This is a genomic window from Pseudomonas graminis (genome assembly GCF_001705435.1).
Lineage (GTDB): Bacteria > Pseudomonadota > Gammaproteobacteria > Pseudomonadales > Pseudomonadaceae > Aquipseudomonas > Aquipseudomonas graminis_B.
Window position 1 is genome coordinate 284,175 of record NZ_MDEN01000064.1, and the last position, 18,025, is coordinate 302,199.

Sequence of the window (18,025 nt, forward strand, 5' to 3'; positions counted from 1 at the left end):
GGCTTAGGTAATCGGCGCCGGGTTGAACAGGGTGATGTCGTTGTGCAGACGATACTTCTCGGTCCAGGTCGTCTTCTTGCCACTGGCTACGTCCAGATAGAAGTGAAACAGCTCCCAACCCAGATCCTCGATGCTTGCACGCCCGGTCGCAATGCGCCCGGCATCGATGTCGATCAGGTCCGGCCAGCGCTGGGCCAGCTCGGTACGGGTCGACACTTTCACCACCGGTGACATCGCCAGACCGTACGGCGTGCCGCGCCCGGTGGTGAACACGTGCAGGTTCATCCCGGCCGCCAGTTGCAACGTCCCACAGACAAAATCGCTCGCCGGCGTTGCGCAGAAGATCAGGCCTTTGCGCGTCACCCGTTCGCCAGGGCCAAGCACCCCGTTGATCGCGCTGCTGCCGGATTTGACGATCGACCCCAGCGACTTCTCGACGATGTTCGACAACCCGCCCTTCTTGTTCCCGGGCGTGGTATTGGCGCTGCGGTCCGCTTCGCCCTTGGCCAGATAACGGTCGTACCAGTCCATCTCGCGAACCAGGCCTTCAGCGACTTCCATGTTTTCCGCACGGGAGGTCAGCAGGTAGATCGCGTCACGCACCTCGGTCACTTCCGAGAACATCACGGTCGCGCCCGCGCGCAGCAACAGGTCCGAGGCGTAACCCAGCGCGGGGTTGGCGGTGATGCCGGAAAACGCATCGCTGCCGCCGCACTGCATGCCCAGAATCAATTCCGACGCCGGCACGGTTTCGCGACGACGCTGGTCGAGCTTCTTCAAGCGGGTCTCGGCCAATTCCATGATCTGCTCGATCATTTCGTTGAAGCCGTGCTTGGAGTCTTGCAAGCGATACAGCCAAGGCTCGCTCAGGTCGACCGAGGCATCGCCCGTGTGCATGACCTGATCGGCCTGCAGCTTCTCGCAGCCCAGGCTGATCACCAGCGCTTCGCCACCCAGGTTCGGGTTGCGCGCCAGATTGCGCACGGTGCGGATCGGGATGTACGCGTCCTTGGCGGTGATGGCGACGCCGCAGCCGTAGCTGTGGGTCAGCGCCACCACGTCATCGACGTTCGGGTATTTGGGCAGCAGTTCTTCGCGGATGCGCTTGACGGCGAAATCCAGAACGCCGGTCACGCACTGAACGGTCGTGGTAATGCCGAGGATATTGCGCGTGCCGACAGTGCCATCGGCGTTGCGATAGCCCTCGAAGGTGAAGCCTTCCAGCGGCTCACCGGGGACCGGCACGGCGTCGGACATCGGCAGGCTGTCCAGCGCTGGCGCTGACGGCATGCGCAGCTGATCTTCCCTGACCCAACTGCCCTTCGGGATCGGCTGCAGCGCATAGCCGATGGTGTGGCCGTAACGAATGATCGGCTCCCCTTCGGCGATGTCCACGGTGTTCACCTTGTGGCTCTGCGGCACATTGTCGACGGTCACCAGACCGTTATCGAATTCAGTCCCCGCCGGGACGCCCTGGTCATTGACCACGACGACGACGTTATCAAGCGCATGCAGGCGAATGTAACGCGGCGAGTCGGCATGTTGGATCAAGTTCATCACGGTTTTTCCTCAGAGTTTCGCTTGAGAAAGCTCGGCTTCACTGGCCGGCAAGGCACCCTTCTTTGGGGTTTCCTTGAGTTCTACACGTTTGATTTCACCGACGATGAAGATGTAGCTGATCACTGCCACCAGCGCGTTGGCGCCGACGAACACCAAGGCCCATTTGAACGAACCGGTGGTGCTGATGATGTAGCCGATGACGATCGGGGTGGTGATGGAGGCGATGTTACCGAACATGTTGAACAGACCGCCGCTCAAACCGGCGATTTGTTTCGGCGACGCGTCGGACATGACCGCCCAGCCCAGTGCGCCCACGCCCTTGCCGAAGAAGGCCAGTGCCATGAAGCCCACGACGACCCATTCGACATCGACGTAGTTGCAGGTCACGATCGAGGTCGACAGCAGCAGGCCACCGATGATCGGCGCCTTGCGTGCGAAGGTCAGCGAATGGCCTTTGCGTAGTAGGTAGTCGGAAATGATCCCGCCCAGTACGCCGCCGATGAACCCGCAGATGGCCGGCAGCGATGCAATGAAGCCCGCCTTGAGGATGGTCATGCCCCGCTCTTGAACCAGGTACACAGGGAACCAGGTCAGGAAGAAGTAGGTGATGCCGTTGATGCAGTATTGAGCCAGGTAAATCCCCAGCATCATGCGGTTGGTCAGCAACTGACGCACGTAGTCCCATTTGGGACCGCTGGCGGAGCCTTTACCCTTGTCCTGATCCATGTCGACCATGCCGCCGTTGTTGGCGATGTGATCGAACTCTTCCTTGTTGATTTTCGGGTGGTTGCGCGGACTGTGGATAACTTTCAGCCAGATCAGCGAGAACAGGATTCCGATGCTGCCCATCACGATGAACACATGCTGCCAGCCGAAGGTGTAGACGATCCAGCCCATGATCGGCGCGAACAGCACGGTGGCGAAGTATTGCGCCGAGTTGAAGATGGCCGAGGCCGTGCCGCGTTCAGACGTCGGGAACCAGGCCGCCACGATACGGGCGTTGCCGGGAAACGACGGTGCTTCGGCGAGGCCCACCATGAAGCGCAGGGCGAACAGCAGGAAGATGGCGGTCGAGAGACCGAATTCACCGACGTAGCCTTGCAGCACGGTGAACAGCGACCAGGTGAAGATGCTCATTGCGTAGACTTTCTTGGAGCCGTAACGGTCCAGAAGCCAGCCGCCCGGGATCTGGCCGGCGACGTAGGCCCAACCAAATGCGGAGAAGATGAAACCGAGGGTGACGGCGTCGATGCCGAGGCTTTTTTGCAGGCTGGAGCCCGCGATGGCGATGGTTGCACGGTCGGCATAGTTGATCGTGGTCACCAGGAACAGCATGAGCAAGATCAAATAGCGGACGTGCGTCGGCTTGGTTTTCAGCATGTTCGAAACTCCCACTAATTATTTTTTTGTGCGGGTAAACGATCTTATGTGTGTGCTGCTCGCCCCTGCCCCTAAAACAGATGCGATCTGAAGCGGTACTGCCAGGTATCCGTTAGCGAAGCCCCGAGGGCAAAAAACCGCTGATCGCTCAGCGGTTTTGCGGCATCCGGGCGGTTACTGCTTGCCCTGCTTGTCCATCAGAGCAGCCAGCAAGTCCACTTCCTCGGAAGTCAGGTCAGTCAGCGGCGCGCGGACCGGGCCTGCGTCGTAACCGGCAAGCTTGGCGCCCGCCTTGACGATGCTTACGGCATAGCCGTGCTTGCGGTTGCGGATGTCGAGGTAAGGCAGGAAGAAATCGTCGATCAGCTTGCCGACGGTCTCGTGATCGTCTTTGGCGATGGCGCGGTAGAAGTCCATGGCCATTTTCGGCAGGAAGTTGAACACCGCCGACGAGTAAACCGGCACGCCCAGCGCCTTGTAGGCGGCGGCATAGACTTCTGCGGTGGGCAGACCACCCAGGTACGAGAAGCGGTCGCCCAGACGACGGCGGATCGAAACCATCAGCTCGATATCACCCAGGCCGTCTTTGTAGCCGATCAGGTTAGGGCAGCGCTCGGCCAGCTGTTCCAGCAGTGCAGGCGTCAGGCGGCAGACGTTACGGTTGTAGACGACAACGCCGATCTTGACCGATTTGCAGACCGCTTCAACGTGGAGGGCAACGCCGTCCTGGCTGGCTTCGGTCAGGTAGTGAGGCAACAGCAGCAGGCCTTTGGCACCCAGACGTTCGGCTTCTTGAGCCATCTGAATCGCCTGGCGGGTGGGACCACCGACGCCAGCCAGAATCGGCACTGTGGTTTCGCAGGTGTCGACGGCAGTCTTGATGATTTCGGAATATTCGTCGCCGGTCAGGGAGAAGAACTCACCTGTGCCGCCCGCTGCGAAAAGCGCGGAGGCGCCGTAAGGAGCGAGCCATTCCAGACGCTTGATGTAGCCAGCGCGGTGGAAGTCGCCCTGGGCATTGAAATCGGTAACCGGGAAGGAAAGCAGACCGTGAGAGAGGATGGACTTCAGTTCTTGTGGATTCATTATTCGAACACCCTGGGGAGCTATTTTTGTGGATGAAGCACCAGTCCTGCGCTGATGTCGTAAGTCATCGTACAACTGGGAGGGTGATCACTCAATAGCGTTTTGAAATATTTATGCCGGGTGAGGATGAGTGGTGCCTGGCTGCTCTCGCAAGTGGTAACGGTGCCTGATTATCAGAAGCCGCAGCCGCCCCAAGGGCTGCGCTAAATGGCGCTATTTGTAGGAGTGAGCTTGCTCGCGACCTGGCGCGAAGCGGCAGCATCCTTTTGAAGGCGGCATGTCGGAACGAACTGCAGCTTCAGCTTTACGACTGCTGCGCAGCCGATCGCGAGCAAGCTCACTCCTACGGCCTCCGGCCAGAATCAAGCGCTTTCACCGCCCTCTCGGATTATTCCGTAGTCCAGTGATCCAAACGTTGTAGTCCTTCTCTGAAACTGCTCGCGCACCTGCCTGGGAAACCTTCTGCGGGGCGCGGCACGTCGCTAAAGTCATTGCGGTTCAAATTCAAATTCTTAATCACCGCGAACCGCAAGGAACGAAACGAAATGGCAATTGATGCATTTTTAAAAATGGCTGACATCCCGGGTGAGTCACTGGATGCCCAGTTCAAAGACTGGATTGAGATGGAAGACTTTGATGTCGGCGCCAGCCAGTCAGCCTCCGCAACCACGACGAGTTCGGGCGGGGCCAGCAGTGGCCGCGCGAAAATGAGTGATTTGTACTTCCGAAAAGCTGTCGATAAAGCAACACCTAAGCTGCACGAAGCCTGCTGCAGTGGCAGGCACTTCAAAGAAGTGACGATCGCGTTAAATCGGGCGGGCAACGACAAGATCAAATACCTGGAAATAAAGCTTGAGGAAGTGATTGTTTCTTCAGTTTCGCTGAATGGCAACGGCAGCAAAGAAACCGGTTTCCCCACCGAAACAGTCCGCCTGAATTACGCACGGATCAAGATGACCTACATACAGCAGAAGCGCTCCGATGGATCAGGCGGCGGCCAGATAGTCGGGGGCTGGGATGGTGTTGCGAACAAGGTATACGCGTAAGGCAAACTCGCAGGAGGATGACTGGCATGGCTGGTAAAAATGAGCGGAACCCGAATATTGCTTACTGCACCTATGTGCTTAACGGCGAGCCGCTGAGCGAGTTGACGTGTGAGGGAATGACTTATGAAGCTTTCTCAGGGGACGTATCAAGTTATGTGAACAATTCACGCTACCAAGACGTGGTGAAGCTGGGTCCTTTGCCGCTTGGCAGGTATTACATCTTGGACAGGGAGTCAGGAGGCATGCTGGGCTGGCTGAGACAACCCGTGAATGATTATTTTGCGGAGACTGACAGAAGCGAGTGGCTAAGTCTTTATCGTGATGACGAGGTTGTTGATGACATGACGACTATCAATCACATTCAGAGAAGCGCATTCAGGATCCACCCAGTCGGGCCAAGGGGCATTAGCCAAGGCTGCGTCACTCTGACATCACAACTGGCATTCGACGAATTAAGAACAATTTTACGCAACAGGCCAGGCGAGATACTGGACGGCAGGAATATAAAATATTACGGCGTATTGGAGGTATTCGATAAGCCTCCAAGCAAGAACAACCAATGACGGTGCTGACTACTTTCATAAAAGTCATTATTACCCTCGCCCTTACCATCCTAATGACAAAGTGCGCGATGAATACCTGGCCCATTCCAGTGATATTGCGTACTGATCAAGGCTTGCTCGCTTACGCATGGTTGCTCACTTTGCTTGACCTAGAGGGCATCGAAGAGGGCGAGGAAATGCTGATCGCCATATCCCTGTGCATGGGCCTCGCCACTTCGACAGTAGTCTGCGCGCTGCTAACTAAGGGGCTACGAAAAATTAAACATGCGTTAACGAGCCGGAGCACAAGGCAATAGCTAGCAGAAAACTCCATCGGCATGAGTGAGCGAGGGCTAATAGAAGTGTGTGCCCATACCTCACGGGGCCGCACCTTGCCGATCCATACGTAGACCAGACACAACGATGAAAGGTTAGACAATGTGCGATGAAAGGCGACACAGCTTGGCGTGCAAGGCCTTAACATACTTAATTAAGGCCGTATTCATTCTAGGTCTCACTACCTTGCTTACAAGGTGGGCAATGACCCTATGGCCGATTCCCCGGATCCTTCATACCGACTGGGGCATGGGCGCTTATCTATGGCTGCAAAGACTTTTTCACCTGAACGGCTGCGAAGACGGGGAAGACATGCTCATTCTCTTGACGCTCAGCTTGACGCTCATGGTTTCAACGCTGACATGCTTAGCCCTCACCAAAGCCTTGCGAAAATGGAGACGCGCACCGATCGATCAAAACGTCGAATAACCCAGCCATAACCTTGTTCGATCAAGGGCACCGCAGCAACGCGATCCCCTATCAATCAATCCAGATCAAGCCCGCTGCGACTCAGCCTCTTCATGAGCATGGCGCAGGCGTTCGCGGCTGTTGGTCAGGTGCAGGCGCATGGCGGCGCGGGCGGCGTCGGAGTCCTGGCGCGCAATGGCGTCGTAGATTTCCTCGTGCTCTCGGCTCAGGCGGCTCATGTAGTGCTGGTTGTCGTCGTGGGCGAGGCGCGCGGAGTTCAGGCGGGTGCGGGGGATGATGCTCGTGCCCAGGTGATTCATGATGTCGGTGAAGTAGCGGTTACCGGTCGACAGGGCGATCGCCATGTGGAACTGGAAATCGGCGCCGACCGCATCGCTGGCATGGGCCGCGCTTTCGGTGAGTGCGTCGAGGGCGGCGCGCATGTCGGCCAGTTGTTCGGCGGAGCGGCGTTGAGCGGCAAGGCCGGCCGACTCGACTTCAAGGCTGATGCGCAGCTCAAGAATCGCCAGGACATCACGCAAGGTCACGATGGTCGCCGGATCGATACGAAAACCACTCGGGCTTGGCGTGTCGAGGACGAAGGTGCCGATGCCGTGCCGGGTTTCCACCAGCCCGGACGCCTGCAGCCGCGAGATGGCTTCGCGTACGACGGTACGGCTGACCCCCTGCTCTTCCATGATGGCGGACTCGGTGGGCAACTTATCGCCGCGCTTGAGTCCGCCACTACGGATGCGCTCGGAGAGTTCGGTAACCAACTCCTGCGCGAGACTGCGGTGCTTTCGGCGGGCGCGAGGCGGAGCGCTCTGATTTTCCATATCCAACATGCATCTCTAAATACGCTGAACGCTGATGATAGCTCACCAGGTTGTGTGATCACACAACAACCCCGGTGAGGCGCCTTGTTTACGACACTTTATCGCTTCAGCACTCTACGCTCAAAATGCCGTTTCGGTGAGCGGCTGCTCATGCAACTGACCGCCGTCGATGCGCACGTGCCGACGATGGAAGCGCTTGAGGCTGCTGCGGTGGCCGATACTGAGCAAGGTCACGCCCGCCAACTCGTCCAGCAACGCCTGATACAACGCAGCTTCATCCTCCTCGTCCATCGCTGAGGTGGCTTCGTCCAGGTACAACCAGTCCGGCGCGAACAACAGGGCGCGGGCGAACGCGACACGTTGCTGCTCGCCCGGCGACAGCATGCGCTGCCAGTGCTCGGTCTCGTCCAGTCGAGAGATCAGATGACCGAGGCGGCAGGTTTCCAGCACTTCAGCAAAGCGCTCGGCAGGATAGACTTCGGGCGCCTGGGGATAACTTAGCGCCTCCCGCAGCGTGCCGATCGGCAGATACGGTTTTTGCGGCAGGAAGAAGGCACGTTTTGCCGGTAACTTCACGGCACCGTGGCCTTCTTTCCACAACCCGCCCATCGCCCGCAGCAGTGTGCTTTTACCGCTCCCGGAGCGGCCGCTGAGCATTACCTTCTCGCCTGCGGCAATGCTGATGTTTGCGTTGTTCAGCAACTGGCGACCGCCGGCGAGGGACAGCGCGAGGCCTTCGAGCTGCAAGGCATCGCCCTCGTGACTGACCTTGATGGCCGGCACGCGCGCTTCGTTTTCGTCCATGGCCTGACGGAAACTGAGCAGACGATCGCAGGTGGCGCGCCACGACGCCAGTTGGGTGTACGCGTCGATGAACCAGCTGAAGTTCTCCTGCACATTGCCGAACGCCGAGTTGATCTGCATCAGCTCGCCCAGTTCGATCTTGCCGGCGAAGTAACGCGGCGCGGCCACGACAAAGGCGAAAACGATGGCGATCTGCGAGTAACCGGCGGTGAAGAACGTCAGGCGCTTCTGCACCTTCATAATCGTCCAGAAGTTGCTCCAGACCATGCCGAAACGCGCGCTCAGGCGCTGGTTCTCGTTGGCCTCGCCATCGGACAGGGCGATGCTTTCGGCGTTCTCGCGAACGCGCACCAGCGAGAAACGCATGTCGGCTTCGTATCGCTGTTGCTGGTTGCTCAGCACGATCAGGCGTTTGCCGATCAGGTGAGTCAACAAGCTGCCCACCGCTGCATAAATAAGTGCGGCCCAGAACATGTAGCCGGGAATGGTGATGCCGAACAGCTCGATGCTGCCGGACACGCCCCACAGAATCACCGAGAACGACACCAGACTGACGACGGTGCGCAGCAGGCCCAGGCTCAGGCTGAGGGTGTCGGACGTAAAGTTGTTGAGGTCTTCGGACAGACGCTGGTCAGGGTTATCGGTGTAACCGCCCTGCTCCAGCCGGTAGTAATTCTTGTGCGCGAGCCACTTGGCGAAATGCTGTTCGGTCAGCCAGCGACGCCAGCGGATGGTCAGCATCTGGGTCAAATACAAGCGATACACGGCACCGAGGATGGCGATGGCGGCAATGCCGCAGAAATACAGAATCAGGTGCGTGAAGGCCCCCAGATCCTTGTTCTGCAGCGCGTTGTAGAAGTCGCGGTACCAGCTGTTGACCAGCACCGAAATGAAGACACTGAACAGCGACAGTACGATCACTGCGATCAGCAGCACCCAGGCCATGCCTTTTTCTTCACTGCGCCAGTAAGGCGTGACCAGCTTCCAGACCCGGGAAAAGAAACTCCCGTTTACAGCGTCATTGACCCTGGATTCGTCTACATCAAAATTCATGGCAAAAAGCTCGGCAGCGGGCAGTTATAGGCGTTGGCGCCAATGTGCCAGACGCCACAGACGATCTTCCATGAATAAATGTTTAAGAAGCTGTCCGTGCTTAACGACGGACCGGGCGCTTCTGCAACTTGCGCTGCAAGGTGCGTCGGTGCATGCCCAGCGCACGGGCGGTGGCGGAGATATTGCCTTCGTGCTCGGTCAACACGCGCTGAATGTGCTCCCACTGCAAGCGGTCCACCGACATCGGATTTTCCGGCACCAGGGTGTCCAGATCGGCGTGTTCGGAGAGCAGCGCTGCCAGCACGTCATCGGCATCGGCGGGTTTGCACAGGTAGTTGCAGGCGCCGCGCTTGATCGCTTCGACTGCCGTGGCGATGCTCGAATAACCGGTCAGGATCAGCACGCGCATTTCCGGGTCCAGTTCCAGCAGCTTGGGCAACAGCACCAGCCCCGAGTCGCCTTCCATTTTCAGGTCGACGGCGGCGTAGTCCGGAATGTCCTGCTGCGCGAGGGCCAGGCCCTCGTCAGCGGAACCGGCGGTGCTCACGCGGAAGCCACGGCGCGCCATGGCCCGCGCCATCACGCGGGTGAAGGTGGCATCGTCGTCCACCAGCAGCAGGTGCGGCAGTTCTTCGCCTTCAACCTGGATTTCGTCAGTCATGCTTCATCTCCTCGTGCGTCACGGGGCAGGCGCAGCTCGGTCAGCGTGCCGCCTTCCTCGTGAGGATAGAGTTTCACCGAGCCGCCCGCGCGGGTCACGCTGGCCTTACTCAAGAACAGGCCAAGGCCGAAGCCTTTGCCCTTGGTGGTAAAAAAGGGTTTGCCGATCTGCTCGGCGATGGCCAACGGAACGCCGGCGCCATGATCGCGGATGCTGATGCGAATCTCGGTGGCGGTCCAGTCCAGATTCACCTCGAGCCCTTCGGCGCAGGCATCGGCGGCATTGTTCAGCAGGTTCAGCAGCGCCTGGGTCAGATCGGGCGGCGGCGCCAGCATCGGCACATCGCCCTGCCCCAGGCGCTGGAAGCGGTAGGTGGCTTCCGGGCGCATCAGGTGCCAGCGGTTGAGCGCCTGATCGAGCCAGTGCGTGACGGTCTGCTCCTGAACCGACAGCCGGCGATTTGCCTCAGCAGCGCGCACCAGTTGCTGCAGCGTCTCTTTGCACAGCTTGACCTGGTCCTGCAGCACCGAAAGATCTTCCTGCAACGCAGGGTCCTTGTGGTGATGCTGCATTTCCTTGAGCAGCACGCTCATGGTCGCCAGCGGCGTGCCGAGTTCATGGGCAGCCCCGGCAGCTTCGGTCGCCACCGCCAGCAATTGCTGGTCGCGCGCGCCTTCTTCCCGGCGCAAGGCACGCATGTGTTCCTGACGGCGCAGCTCTTCGGCCATGCGCGCGGCGAAGAAGGTGATCACCCCGGCCGCCAGCGCAAAGCTCAGCCACATGCCGTAGATCTGCATGTTCTCGCGGGCCACGAAGGCATCCAGCGGGAAAAACTTGGCCAGCATCAGGGTGTACAGCGCGAGTGCGATACCCGACAGGATCAGCGAGTAACGCCACGGCAACGTCACCGCGGCGATGGTCAGCGGCACCAGATAATAAGAAACGAAGGGGTTGGTCGAGCCGCCGGAGAAGTACAGCAGCGCGCTGTGGATAAACAGGTCAAACGCCAATTGCACCGCGTATTCGAGCTCGGTCACCGGCCACGAGGTGCGCAGGCGGATGGCCGTCAGCAGGCAGACGATCGCCGAAAAACCCAGAGTGATGTCCAGCTGCAGCCAGGGCAGCGGCAGCAGATCGAACAGGTAGGCGAACCCCACCGAGCCGGCCTGCGCACCCAGCACCAGAATACGGATGAAGGTCAGGCGCCAGAGGTTCTGACGGGTAGCGGAAAGCAGTTGCAAGGGGGCGAGCATGAGCTCTCCTGATGAGCGCTCCAGGCGAATCGGAGCGAGTATAACCAATGCGACAACAGTTGCCGTCAAAGTGCGTCAAAGCGCCACATTCATTTGAGGCCTATCAGACGGCGCAGGAACAAGCCTACGGGTTCACAGTCTCATGGGCATCCGTCCGCCAAGGGCTTGCCACACGCCTCGGGACGGTTCGCCAAACAAGGAGTTTTTATGTTCAGCCTTCGCCCCACTGCCACATTGCTCACCCTCGGCGCACTCGCGCTGGCCAGCACCCCTGCCCTCGCCGACGACGTTCACTACAACCAGGTTTCGGTCCGTGCCGAGGTCAGCCAGGAAGTGCAGCGCGACCTGATGACCGTCACGCTGTACACCGAAGCGCAGAACACCGATCCCGCCAAACTGGCGGCCGGCGTTACTGAAACCCTGAACAAGGCCCTGGGCGAAGCGCGTCAGGTCAAGGACATCAACATTCGTCAGGGCAGCCGCAACAGCTACCCGGTCTACGACGACAAAGGCCAGAAGATCACCGGCTGGCGTGAGCATGCGGAAATTCGCCTGGAAAGCGCCGACTTTGCCGCCCTGTCGAAGTTGACCGGCGACTTGCTGGGCGGCGACATGAAGATGGGCGGCATGGACTTCTCGATCTCCAATCCCGCGCGCAAGACCAGCGAGGACGCGCTGCTCAAGGACGCCGTCACCGCCTTCCGCGCCCGCGCAAAACTGGTGACCGACGCACTGGGCGGCACCGGCTACAAGCTGGTCAACCTGAACCTCAACACTTCCGGTTTCCCGCAGCCGTACCTGCGCGCGCCGGTCATGATGATGAAGGCCGCGCGTGCCGACGCCGCGCCAACGCCGGATGTCGAAGCCGGCACCAGCCAGGTCAGCGTCGCAGCAGACGGTGTCATCGAAGTCGCTATCCCTTGATGCACGCGGCGGCAGCCGGTGGCTGCCGCTCTTTCCCTCGCACGCTCCCACTTTTTCCGGCCATCCCGTGGCCCCTTCCCCATCAGCGCGCCCCCTGTCTCCTACGCCTCAGGGCGATTCGACCGATTTCCACGCTGGCCGGAATACATAGAATTGTCCCCGGCAACACTCACCCTCAACACGCACCTAAGGCCGCCTGATCCACAGGGCACGGCCGTGCACAGCTAATGATTCAAGGAAGAATCCGATCATGCCTTTTCAAGCTCAACCCCTCATCCCGGTCGACATGACCACCGGCACGTTACGCAGCACGTTCGCGCTGGACCTGCTGACCCAAGTGGCCGAAAAACTCGCGCCAGATTCTTTCGCCCTGAAGATGAGCAACGTCTTCGGCAACGACATCCCGCCTCACCGCTACACGAATCTGCAGGACAAGCTGCTGGCGGGTGAAGTACACAACCCTGGGGTCCTCCTCTCCCGGGATCTGGGCTTCGAAGCGGACTACGACAACCGCGAGCGTGTCATCCGCGTCGATTGGGCTTTCTTCGCTCGCACGACCGCCAATCCGCAGCACTACTGGTGGTTGTTGACGGCACTGCTCCACGAATTCGGTCACCACATCGACAACGTCCTGCGCCGGGAACTGACCGATGAGCACGCGCCAGTGGCAACCGATGCACCGTTCGAAGAGGGCCATCTGTTTACCTTGTGGTTGACCGAAACAGTCTCCCCGTCGCGAGACGACATGACCTTCGCCACGTATGCCGAAGAGACCTCCACCGAGCGTCATTACGCGATTTCCTGGAAGCAAGCCTGCGAAGCCATTCGCGACTATCTGGCCTCGACCGATCTGCGCTTCGAGCCATCGCACGCCCATTCTGATCGTGAGGCGTTCGAAGCGGGCACTGACACCAAAGGCAGCACTCACCAGACGATCGAATGGGTGCTGCAGGACTTCAAGCTCAGCCGAATGGAAATCGACGCCGTTTACTTCGGCAACTGGTTACGGGATTACTCTCAGGTCGTTGATCCCAAGATCACCCGCGCGGCGGACATGCCGGGCGAATTCCCGGCGACGCTGTCGCGCGACGCCTGGACCCGTCTGGTCGACGTGCTGGCGGCGAAAAAATTCATCGACCTGCGGATGCGCTACCCGAACGAAATGAAGGTCACGCCGGAGAAGCTGGGTGTCTATCGGCCGACGGAGCACATCGACAATCCGTTGGTCATCGATCCGCCGTTCCCGGACCCGAAAGTGCGTGATCCGGACTTTGAAGCCTGGGTGCTGCCCGGCGACCCATCCCTGGGTGCCGAGCTCGCCACGTCGATGAAGCGCTACATCGGTAATGCGGTCGGCTACATGGAGCAGGAGCTGCGGCTGGCCATGAAACACGGCCGTTCCCTCGACGGCCTGCGCAGCTTCGGCGCCGCACTGCATGTGGTCGAAGACTTGTTCGCCCATTCGAACTTCGTGGAGCTGAGCCTGATCAAGGCCGGGCATGTCAGGGTTCTGCCGTGGACAACGCCTGTTCACGTCAAATGGAATCTGCCCCTGGTCACAGGCACGTTCGGGGCCACCGACGTGGTCGCCAGTCTGGCAGGCCCCCTGGGCAAGATCCTCTTCTCCACCGAAGAGCTGCAGTTTGAAATCTCCCAGCCGGGTTATCGCTCGGACCGGGACAAAGTGATGCTGATACTGCTGAGCGAACATCCCGAACAGGCTTACTTCACTGCATTCAACGCGCTGCTCACGGCCAGGGACGGCATGGTGACGCTCGCTCAGGCGGTCGGTGTGGATACGCTCAGGCTCTACCGCTGGCTGCTCAACACCCCGGCAGCCATTTTGATCAATGCTTACAACAGCGCAGCGCAAGGCGTTCTGACCTGGATCGGCAACAGCGTCGACGATGCACAAACGCTGCTGGGCAGCGATCCAAACGAAGATCCAGACATCGAGCCCACCCACTCACAACTCTCCAAGGATCACGCTGAACACCCGCTTCACGATCTGGCGGCGCTGCTTGCCACCGAAGCCGTGCGCAGGGTCGCGCGTTCCATGGTCGACTACTGGGAGGGCAAACCTGGCGCAGACCCGGTCGCTGTGGCATCGGCCTTCTTTTGCCACCCGGCCGACAGCGAGTGGCAATACCCGATCGTCAACGCATGGGCGGCCAGCAATCCGGCGGAAGTGGCGCGCAGTGAATCAAAGAGTGAGCTGGACAGAACCCAGCAGTTGGCGATCGACGAGCTCCGCGCCATTCAGAACACGCTCATCAAGGACAGTCAGAACTACCTGAATGAGGTGCTAAACACCAAGCTGCCTGCGCCGTCACGCCTTCAGCGGTATCTGGAGGAAGGGTTCATGAAGCTGGCGTCCGAAACCACGTGGTGGAAAGACCTGCAGCAAATCATCAAGTAATAAGCTTATGAATTTCCGAGGCTTGTTGCCCGAGTGAGCCGTGCGGCATTCTTGGCTGTCTATCATCCTGTCGATGAATTCAGGCATGAGTGCCGCACTTAATGAGGTTCACATGGACACATCCTTCAAACCCCTGCTCTTGGCAGCGGCTATGGCACTTTGCGTTCCTTCGGTCCAGGCGGCCAGCACCCTCGTGTATTGCTCGGAAGCCAGCCCTGCCGGTTTCGATCCCAGCCAGTACACCAGCGGCACCGAGTTCGATGCGTCAGCAGAGACCGTCTTCAATCGCCTGACCCAGTTCAAGCGCGGCGGCACAGACGTCGAGCCTGGCCTGGCAACCCAATGGGACGTGTCCGACGACGGCTTGACCTACACCTTTCACTTGCGGCCTGGCGTGAAATTCCACACCACGGACTATTTCAAACCGACCCGCGACTTCAACGCCGATGACGTGCTGTTCACCTTCAACCGCCTGCTGAACCCGGATGACCCGTTCCGCAAGGCGTACCCGTCCGAGTCGCCGTACTTCACTGACATGGGCATGAACACCACCATCAAGCAGGTCGAAAAGGTCGACGATCAGACCGTCCGCTTCAAGCTGAACAACATCGATGCCGCGTTCATCCAGAATCTGGCAATGAGCTTCGCCTCGATTCAATCGGCTGAATACGCGGCGCAACTGATCAAGCAGGGCAAGGCTGGCGACATCAACCTGAAGCCGATCGGTACAGGGCCGTTCGTGTTCAAGCGCTATCAGAAAGACGCGCAGATCCGTTACGTCGGCAACACGGAATACTGGAAGCCGGAGGACGTGAAGCTCGACAACCTGATCTTCTCGATCAATACCGACGCCGCCACCCGCCTGCAGAAACTCAAGACCGGCGAATGCCAGATCAGCGGGTATCCGCGCCCGCAGGACATCGAAGAAGCGCAGAAGGACCCGAACCTCAAGGTGCTGAGCCAGGCCGGTTTCAACCTGGGCTTTCTGGCGTACAACGTGACTCATCCCCCGCTCGATCAACTGAAGGTGCGTCAGGCGCTGGACATGGCCATCGACAAGCCGGCCATCATCAAGGCGGTGTACCAGGGCGCCGGGCAGTTGGCACAGAACGCTCTGCCACCGGCGCAGTGGAGCTTTGATCCGAACATCAAGGACGCGCCCCACGATCCGGCAAAAGCGAAGCAGCTGCTCAAGGAGGCGGGCGTTGCACCGGGCACGCAGATCAACTTGTGGGCGATGACCGTGCAGCGCGCGTCCAACCCGAACGCGCGCATGTCGGCGCAGATGATTCAGTCGGACTGGGCGAAGATCGGCATCAAGGCCAACATCGTCAGCTACGAATGGGGCGAGTACATCAAGCGCGCCAAGGCGGGCGAGCATGACGTGATGATCTACGGCTGGACCGGTGACAATGGCGATCCCGATAACTGGCTCGGCGTGCTGTACAGCTGTGGCGCGGTCAAGGGCAGCAACTACGCCAAATGGTGCAACCCCAGCTACGACAAACTGGTGACCCAGGCCAAGCTGACCAGCAACCGCGATGAGCGCATCAAGCTGTACCAGCAGGCGCAGAACATCCTGAAAAAGGACGTGCCGATCACCCCGATCGCCAATTCCAAAGTATTTCAGCCGATGCGCAACGAGGTTCAGGATTTCAAACTCAGCCCGTTTGGCCTGACCCCCTTCTACGGCGTCAGCCTGACCAAATAATCAGGACAAACCAACAGCGAAGTAACACTTGATGACCGAAGCGGGTGCAATCGCCACGTTGCGATGCACCCTTTTGGTGCTGCAAAGATATCGATATGCGACACGCAAACGTTCAAGAGCGTCAGAAATTACACTTATGCGACATTCGTGTACGTTCGTGCCACTGTTTGTCACCTCGCTGGCGCCAACATCTTGCTTTGGGTATGGCGCCTGCATAAGTATCCGTGGGACAGGCTCAAAAGGCCGTACCCTCAATCAAAAAATGACAACAACTGAGGCCACCATGCTCAAAAAAGCGGTCATTCCGTTTCTTCTCGGCGCAGGTTTGATCGCCAGCGCTCCCTTCGCCCATGCAGCATCGAGTCTGGTGTTCTGCTCCGAAGGCAGCCCTGCTGGTTTCGATCCAGGTCAATACACCACCGGTACCGACTTCGATGCTTCGGCCGAGACCGTTTTCAACCGTTTGAGCCAGTTCGAACGTGGCGGCACCGCTGTCATTCCAGGCCTCGCCACCAGCTGGGACGTTGCCCCGGATGGCCTGACCTACACCTTCCACCTGCGTGAAGGTGTGAAATTCCACACCACGCCCTACTTCAAACCGACGCGTACCTTCAATGCCGATGACGTGCTGTTCACGTTCAACCGCATGATCAACAAGGACGACCCGTTCCGTAAGGCGTACCCGACCGAATTCCCGTACTTCACCGACATGGCGATGGACACCAACATCACCAAGATCGAGAAGGTCGACGATCACACCGTCAAAATGACCCTCGGCACCGTCGATGCTGCCTTCATCCAGAACCTGGCGATGAGCTTCGCCTCCATTCAGTCCGCTGAATACGCCGCGCAGTTGCTCAAACAAGGCAAACCGGAAGACATCAACCAGAAGCCGATCGGCACTGGCCCGTTCGTGTTCAAGAGCTACCAGAAAGACTCCAACATCCGCTTCACCGGGAACAAGGACTACTGGAAGCCTGAAGACGTCAAAGTCGACAACCTGATTTTCGCCATCACCACTGATGCCTCGGTTCGTGCGCAGAAGTTGAAGAAAGGCGAATGCCAGATCACCGCCTACCCACGTCCGGCTGACCTCGCTCCGCTGAAGGCTGACCCCGCGCTGAAGATGCCTGATCAGGCCGGCTTCAACCTGGGCTACATCGCCTACAACGTGATGCCGAAGATCAAGGGCGAAGACAAGCCGAACCCGCTGGCTGACCTGAAAGTACGTCAGGCGCTGGACATGGCCGTCGACAAGAAAGCTATCATTGACGCGGTGTATCAGGGCGCAGGCCAACTGGCCACCAACGCCATGCCGCCGACCCAATGGTCCTACGACACTACGATCAAAGATGCACCGTTTGATGTCGCCAAGGCCAAGGACCTGCTCAAGCAGGCGGGCGTGAAGGAAGGTACCGAAATCACCCTCTGGGCGATGCCGGTTCAGCGTCCTTACAACCCGAACGCCAAGCTGATGGCCGAGATGCTCCAGAACGACTGGAAGAAGATCGGCATCAACGCCAAGATTGTGTCCTACGAGTGGGGCGAGTACATCAAGCGCGCCAAGGCGGGCGAAAACGGCGCCATGCTGATTGGCTGGAGCGGCGACAACGGTGACCCGGACAACTGGCTGGGTACTCTGTTTGGCTGTGACGCCCTCAACGGCAACAACTTCGCCAAATGGTGTGACAAGCCGTTCGATACCTTGATCCATCAGGCCAAGGAAACCACCGATCAGGCCAAACGCACCGAGCTGTACAAGCAGGCTCAACATCTGCTCAAAGATGCCGTGCCTATGACCCCCATTGCTCACTCGACTGTTTATCAGCCAATGCGCAAGGAAGTTCAGGACTTCAAGATCAGCCCGTTCGGTCTGAACTCGTTCTACGGCGTCAGCGTCAGCGGCAAGTAATACGTCCAGATGACCACTCGGTCGCGTTGCCCCAAGGCGACGCGATCGCGTTGTTATGTGCTCGATCGTTAAATGAAATTGACTATCGTTAGAT

Annotated in this window: 14 protein-coding genes; 7 read left to right on the top strand and 7 right to left on the bottom strand. The window is 59.1% G+C overall.

Features of this window, described 5'->3' with window-relative positions; genetic code table 11:
* Positions 1-3: 3 nt before the first annotated feature.
* The 3 genes from garD to kdgD all read right to left on the bottom strand — a co-directional run bounded on the left by garD (position 4) and on the right by kdgD (position 4,026).
* Positions 4-1,557 carry a galactarate dehydratase gene (gene garD, locus BBI10_RS16520; RefSeq protein WP_065990140.1) on the bottom strand — a complete coding sequence of 518 codons (1,554 nt, stop codon included), beginning with the start codon at positions 1,555-1,557 and terminating at the stop codon, positions 4-6.
* Between the two features lie 12 nt (positions 1,558-1,569).
* Entirely contained in the window at positions 1,570-2,940 is a 1,371-nt protein-coding gene (locus BBI10_RS16525) for an MFS transporter (RefSeq protein WP_065990145.1), read from the bottom strand.
* Between the two features lie 174 nt (positions 2,941-3,114).
* Positions 3,115-4,026 carry a 5-dehydro-4-deoxyglucarate dehydratase gene (gene kdgD / locus BBI10_RS16530; protein WP_065990147.1) on the bottom strand — a complete coding sequence of 304 codons (912 nt, stop codon included), beginning with the start codon at positions 4,024-4,026 and terminating at the stop codon, positions 3,115-3,117.
* A 545-nt stretch (positions 4,027-4,571) separates the two neighbouring features.
* On the opposite strand from kdgD, the gene BBI10_RS16535 reads away from it, so the two are divergent.
* From BBI10_RS16535 to BBI10_RS16550, 3 genes are all read left to right on the top strand, one after another.
* Positions 4,572-5,072 carry an Hcp family type VI secretion system effector gene (locus tag BBI10_RS16535; protein ID WP_065990148.1) on the top strand — a complete coding sequence of 167 codons (501 nt, stop codon included), beginning with the start codon at positions 4,572-4,574 and terminating at the stop codon, positions 5,070-5,072.
* Between the two features lie 26 nt (positions 5,073-5,098).
* Complete coding sequence (locus BBI10_RS16540) at positions 5,099-5,635, top strand: DUF2778 domain-containing protein (RefSeq protein ID WP_065990150.1); 537 nt, start codon at positions 5,099-5,101, stop codon at positions 5,633-5,635.
* 519 nt (positions 5,636-6,154) lie between these two features.
* Positions 6,155-6,379 carry a hypothetical protein gene (locus BBI10_RS16550; protein ID WP_141695204.1) on the top strand — a complete coding sequence of 75 codons (225 nt, stop codon included), beginning with the start codon at positions 6,155-6,157 and terminating at the stop codon, positions 6,377-6,379.
* 65 nt (positions 6,380-6,444) lie between these two features.
* Here BBI10_RS16550 and BBI10_RS16555 read toward each other — a convergent pair whose 3' ends face one another.
* The 4 genes from BBI10_RS16555 to BBI10_RS16570 all read right to left on the bottom strand — a co-directional run bounded on the left by BBI10_RS16555 (position 6,445) and on the right by BBI10_RS16570 (position 10,965).
* Complete coding sequence (locus BBI10_RS16555) at positions 6,445-7,194, bottom strand: FadR/GntR family transcriptional regulator (protein WP_065990157.1); 750 nt, start codon at positions 7,192-7,194, stop codon at positions 6,445-6,447.
* Positions 7,195-7,314: 120 nt separating this feature from the next.
* Positions 7,315-9,051: an ABC transporter ATP-binding protein/permease gene (locus tag BBI10_RS16560; protein ID WP_065990159.1), complete on the bottom strand. Its 1,737-nt coding sequence runs from the start codon at positions 9,049-9,051 to the stop codon at positions 7,315-7,317.
* A gap of 100 nt (positions 9,052-9,151) precedes the next feature.
* The gene (locus BBI10_RS16565) at positions 9,152-9,712 is read right to left on the bottom strand and encodes a response regulator transcription factor (protein WP_065990162.1); all 561 of its coding nucleotides are present in this window, start codon (positions 9,710-9,712) and stop codon (positions 9,152-9,154) included.
* Positions 9,709-10,965, bottom strand: a complete 1,257-nt coding sequence (locus BBI10_RS16570) for an ATP-binding protein (RefSeq protein WP_065990166.1) — start codon at positions 10,963-10,965, stop codon at positions 9,709-9,711. The genes BBI10_RS16565 and BBI10_RS16570 overlap by 4 nt, the downstream gene beginning before the upstream one ends.
* Positions 10,966-11,172: 207 nt before the next feature.
* Here BBI10_RS16570 and BBI10_RS16575 point away from each other — a divergent pair, with 207 nt between their 5' ends.
* The 4 genes from BBI10_RS16575 to BBI10_RS16590 all read left to right on the top strand — a co-directional run bounded on the left by BBI10_RS16575 (position 11,173) and on the right by BBI10_RS16590 (position 17,931).
* The gene (locus tag BBI10_RS16575; RefSeq protein WP_065990170.1) at positions 11,173-11,889 is read left to right on the top strand and encodes an SIMPL domain-containing protein; all 717 of its coding nucleotides are present in this window, start codon (positions 11,173-11,175) and stop codon (positions 11,887-11,889) included.
* Positions 11,890-12,139: 250 nt separating this feature from the next.
* Positions 12,140-14,308, top strand: coding sequence for an HET-C-related protein (locus BBI10_RS16580; RefSeq protein WP_065990172.1), 2,169 nt, complete (start codon positions 12,140-12,142; stop codon positions 14,306-14,308).
* Positions 14,309-14,420: 112 nt separating this feature from the next.
* Positions 14,421-16,019 carry an ABC transporter substrate-binding protein gene (locus tag BBI10_RS16585; protein ID WP_065990174.1) on the top strand — a complete coding sequence of 533 codons (1,599 nt, stop codon included), beginning with the start codon at positions 14,421-14,423 and terminating at the stop codon, positions 16,017-16,019.
* Between the two features lie 283 nt (positions 16,020-16,302).
* Positions 16,303-17,931 (top strand): ABC transporter substrate-binding protein, encoded by a 1,629-nt coding sequence (locus tag BBI10_RS16590; RefSeq protein ID WP_065990175.1) that lies wholly within the window; start codon positions 16,303-16,305, stop codon positions 17,929-17,931.
* Positions 17,932-18,025: the final 94 nt, after the last annotated feature.

Coding starts and splice junctions, on each gene's coding strand:
- kdgD (WP_065990147.1), bottom strand. CDS start 4,026: ATGAATCCACAAGAACTGAAGTCCATCCTCTCTCACGGTCTGCTTTCC.
- BBI10_RS16525 (WP_065990145.1), bottom strand. CDS start 2,940: ATGCTGAAAACCAAGCCGACGCACGTCCGCTATTTGATCTTGCTCATG.
- BBI10_RS16535 (WP_065990148.1), top strand. CDS start 4,572: ATGGCAATTGATGCATTTTTAAAAATGGCTGACATCCCGGGTGAGTCA.
- BBI10_RS16580 (WP_065990172.1), top strand. CDS start 12,140: ATGCCTTTTCAAGCTCAACCCCTCATCCCGGTCGACATGACCACCGGC.
- BBI10_RS16590 (WP_065990175.1), top strand. CDS start 16,303: ATGCTCAAAAAAGCGGTCATTCCGTTTCTTCTCGGCGCAGGTTTGATC.
- BBI10_RS16550 (WP_141695204.1), top strand. CDS start 6,155: ATGACCCTATGGCCGATTCCCCGGATCCTTCATACCGACTGGGGCATG.
- BBI10_RS16585 (WP_065990174.1), top strand. CDS start 14,421: ATGGACACATCCTTCAAACCCCTGCTCTTGGCAGCGGCTATGGCACTT.
- BBI10_RS16555 (WP_065990157.1), bottom strand. CDS start 7,194: ATGGAAAATCAGAGCGCTCCGCCTCGCGCCCGCCGAAAGCACCGCAGT.
- garD (WP_065990140.1), bottom strand. CDS start 1,557: ATGAACTTGATCCAACATGCCGACTCGCCGCGTTACATTCGCCTGCAT.
- BBI10_RS16570 (WP_065990166.1), bottom strand. CDS start 10,965: ATGCTCGCCCCCTTGCAACTGCTTTCCGCTACCCGTCAGAACCTCTGG.
- BBI10_RS16565 (WP_065990162.1), bottom strand. CDS start 9,712: ATGACTGACGAAATCCAGGTTGAAGGCGAAGAACTGCCGCACCTGCTG.
- BBI10_RS16540 (WP_065990150.1), top strand. CDS start 5,099: ATGGCTGGTAAAAATGAGCGGAACCCGAATATTGCTTACTGCACCTAT.
- BBI10_RS16575 (WP_065990170.1), top strand. CDS start 11,173: ATGTTCAGCCTTCGCCCCACTGCCACATTGCTCACCCTCGGCGCACTC.
- BBI10_RS16560 (WP_065990159.1), bottom strand. CDS start 9,051: ATGAATTTTGATGTAGACGAATCCAGGGTCAATGACGCTGTAAACGGG.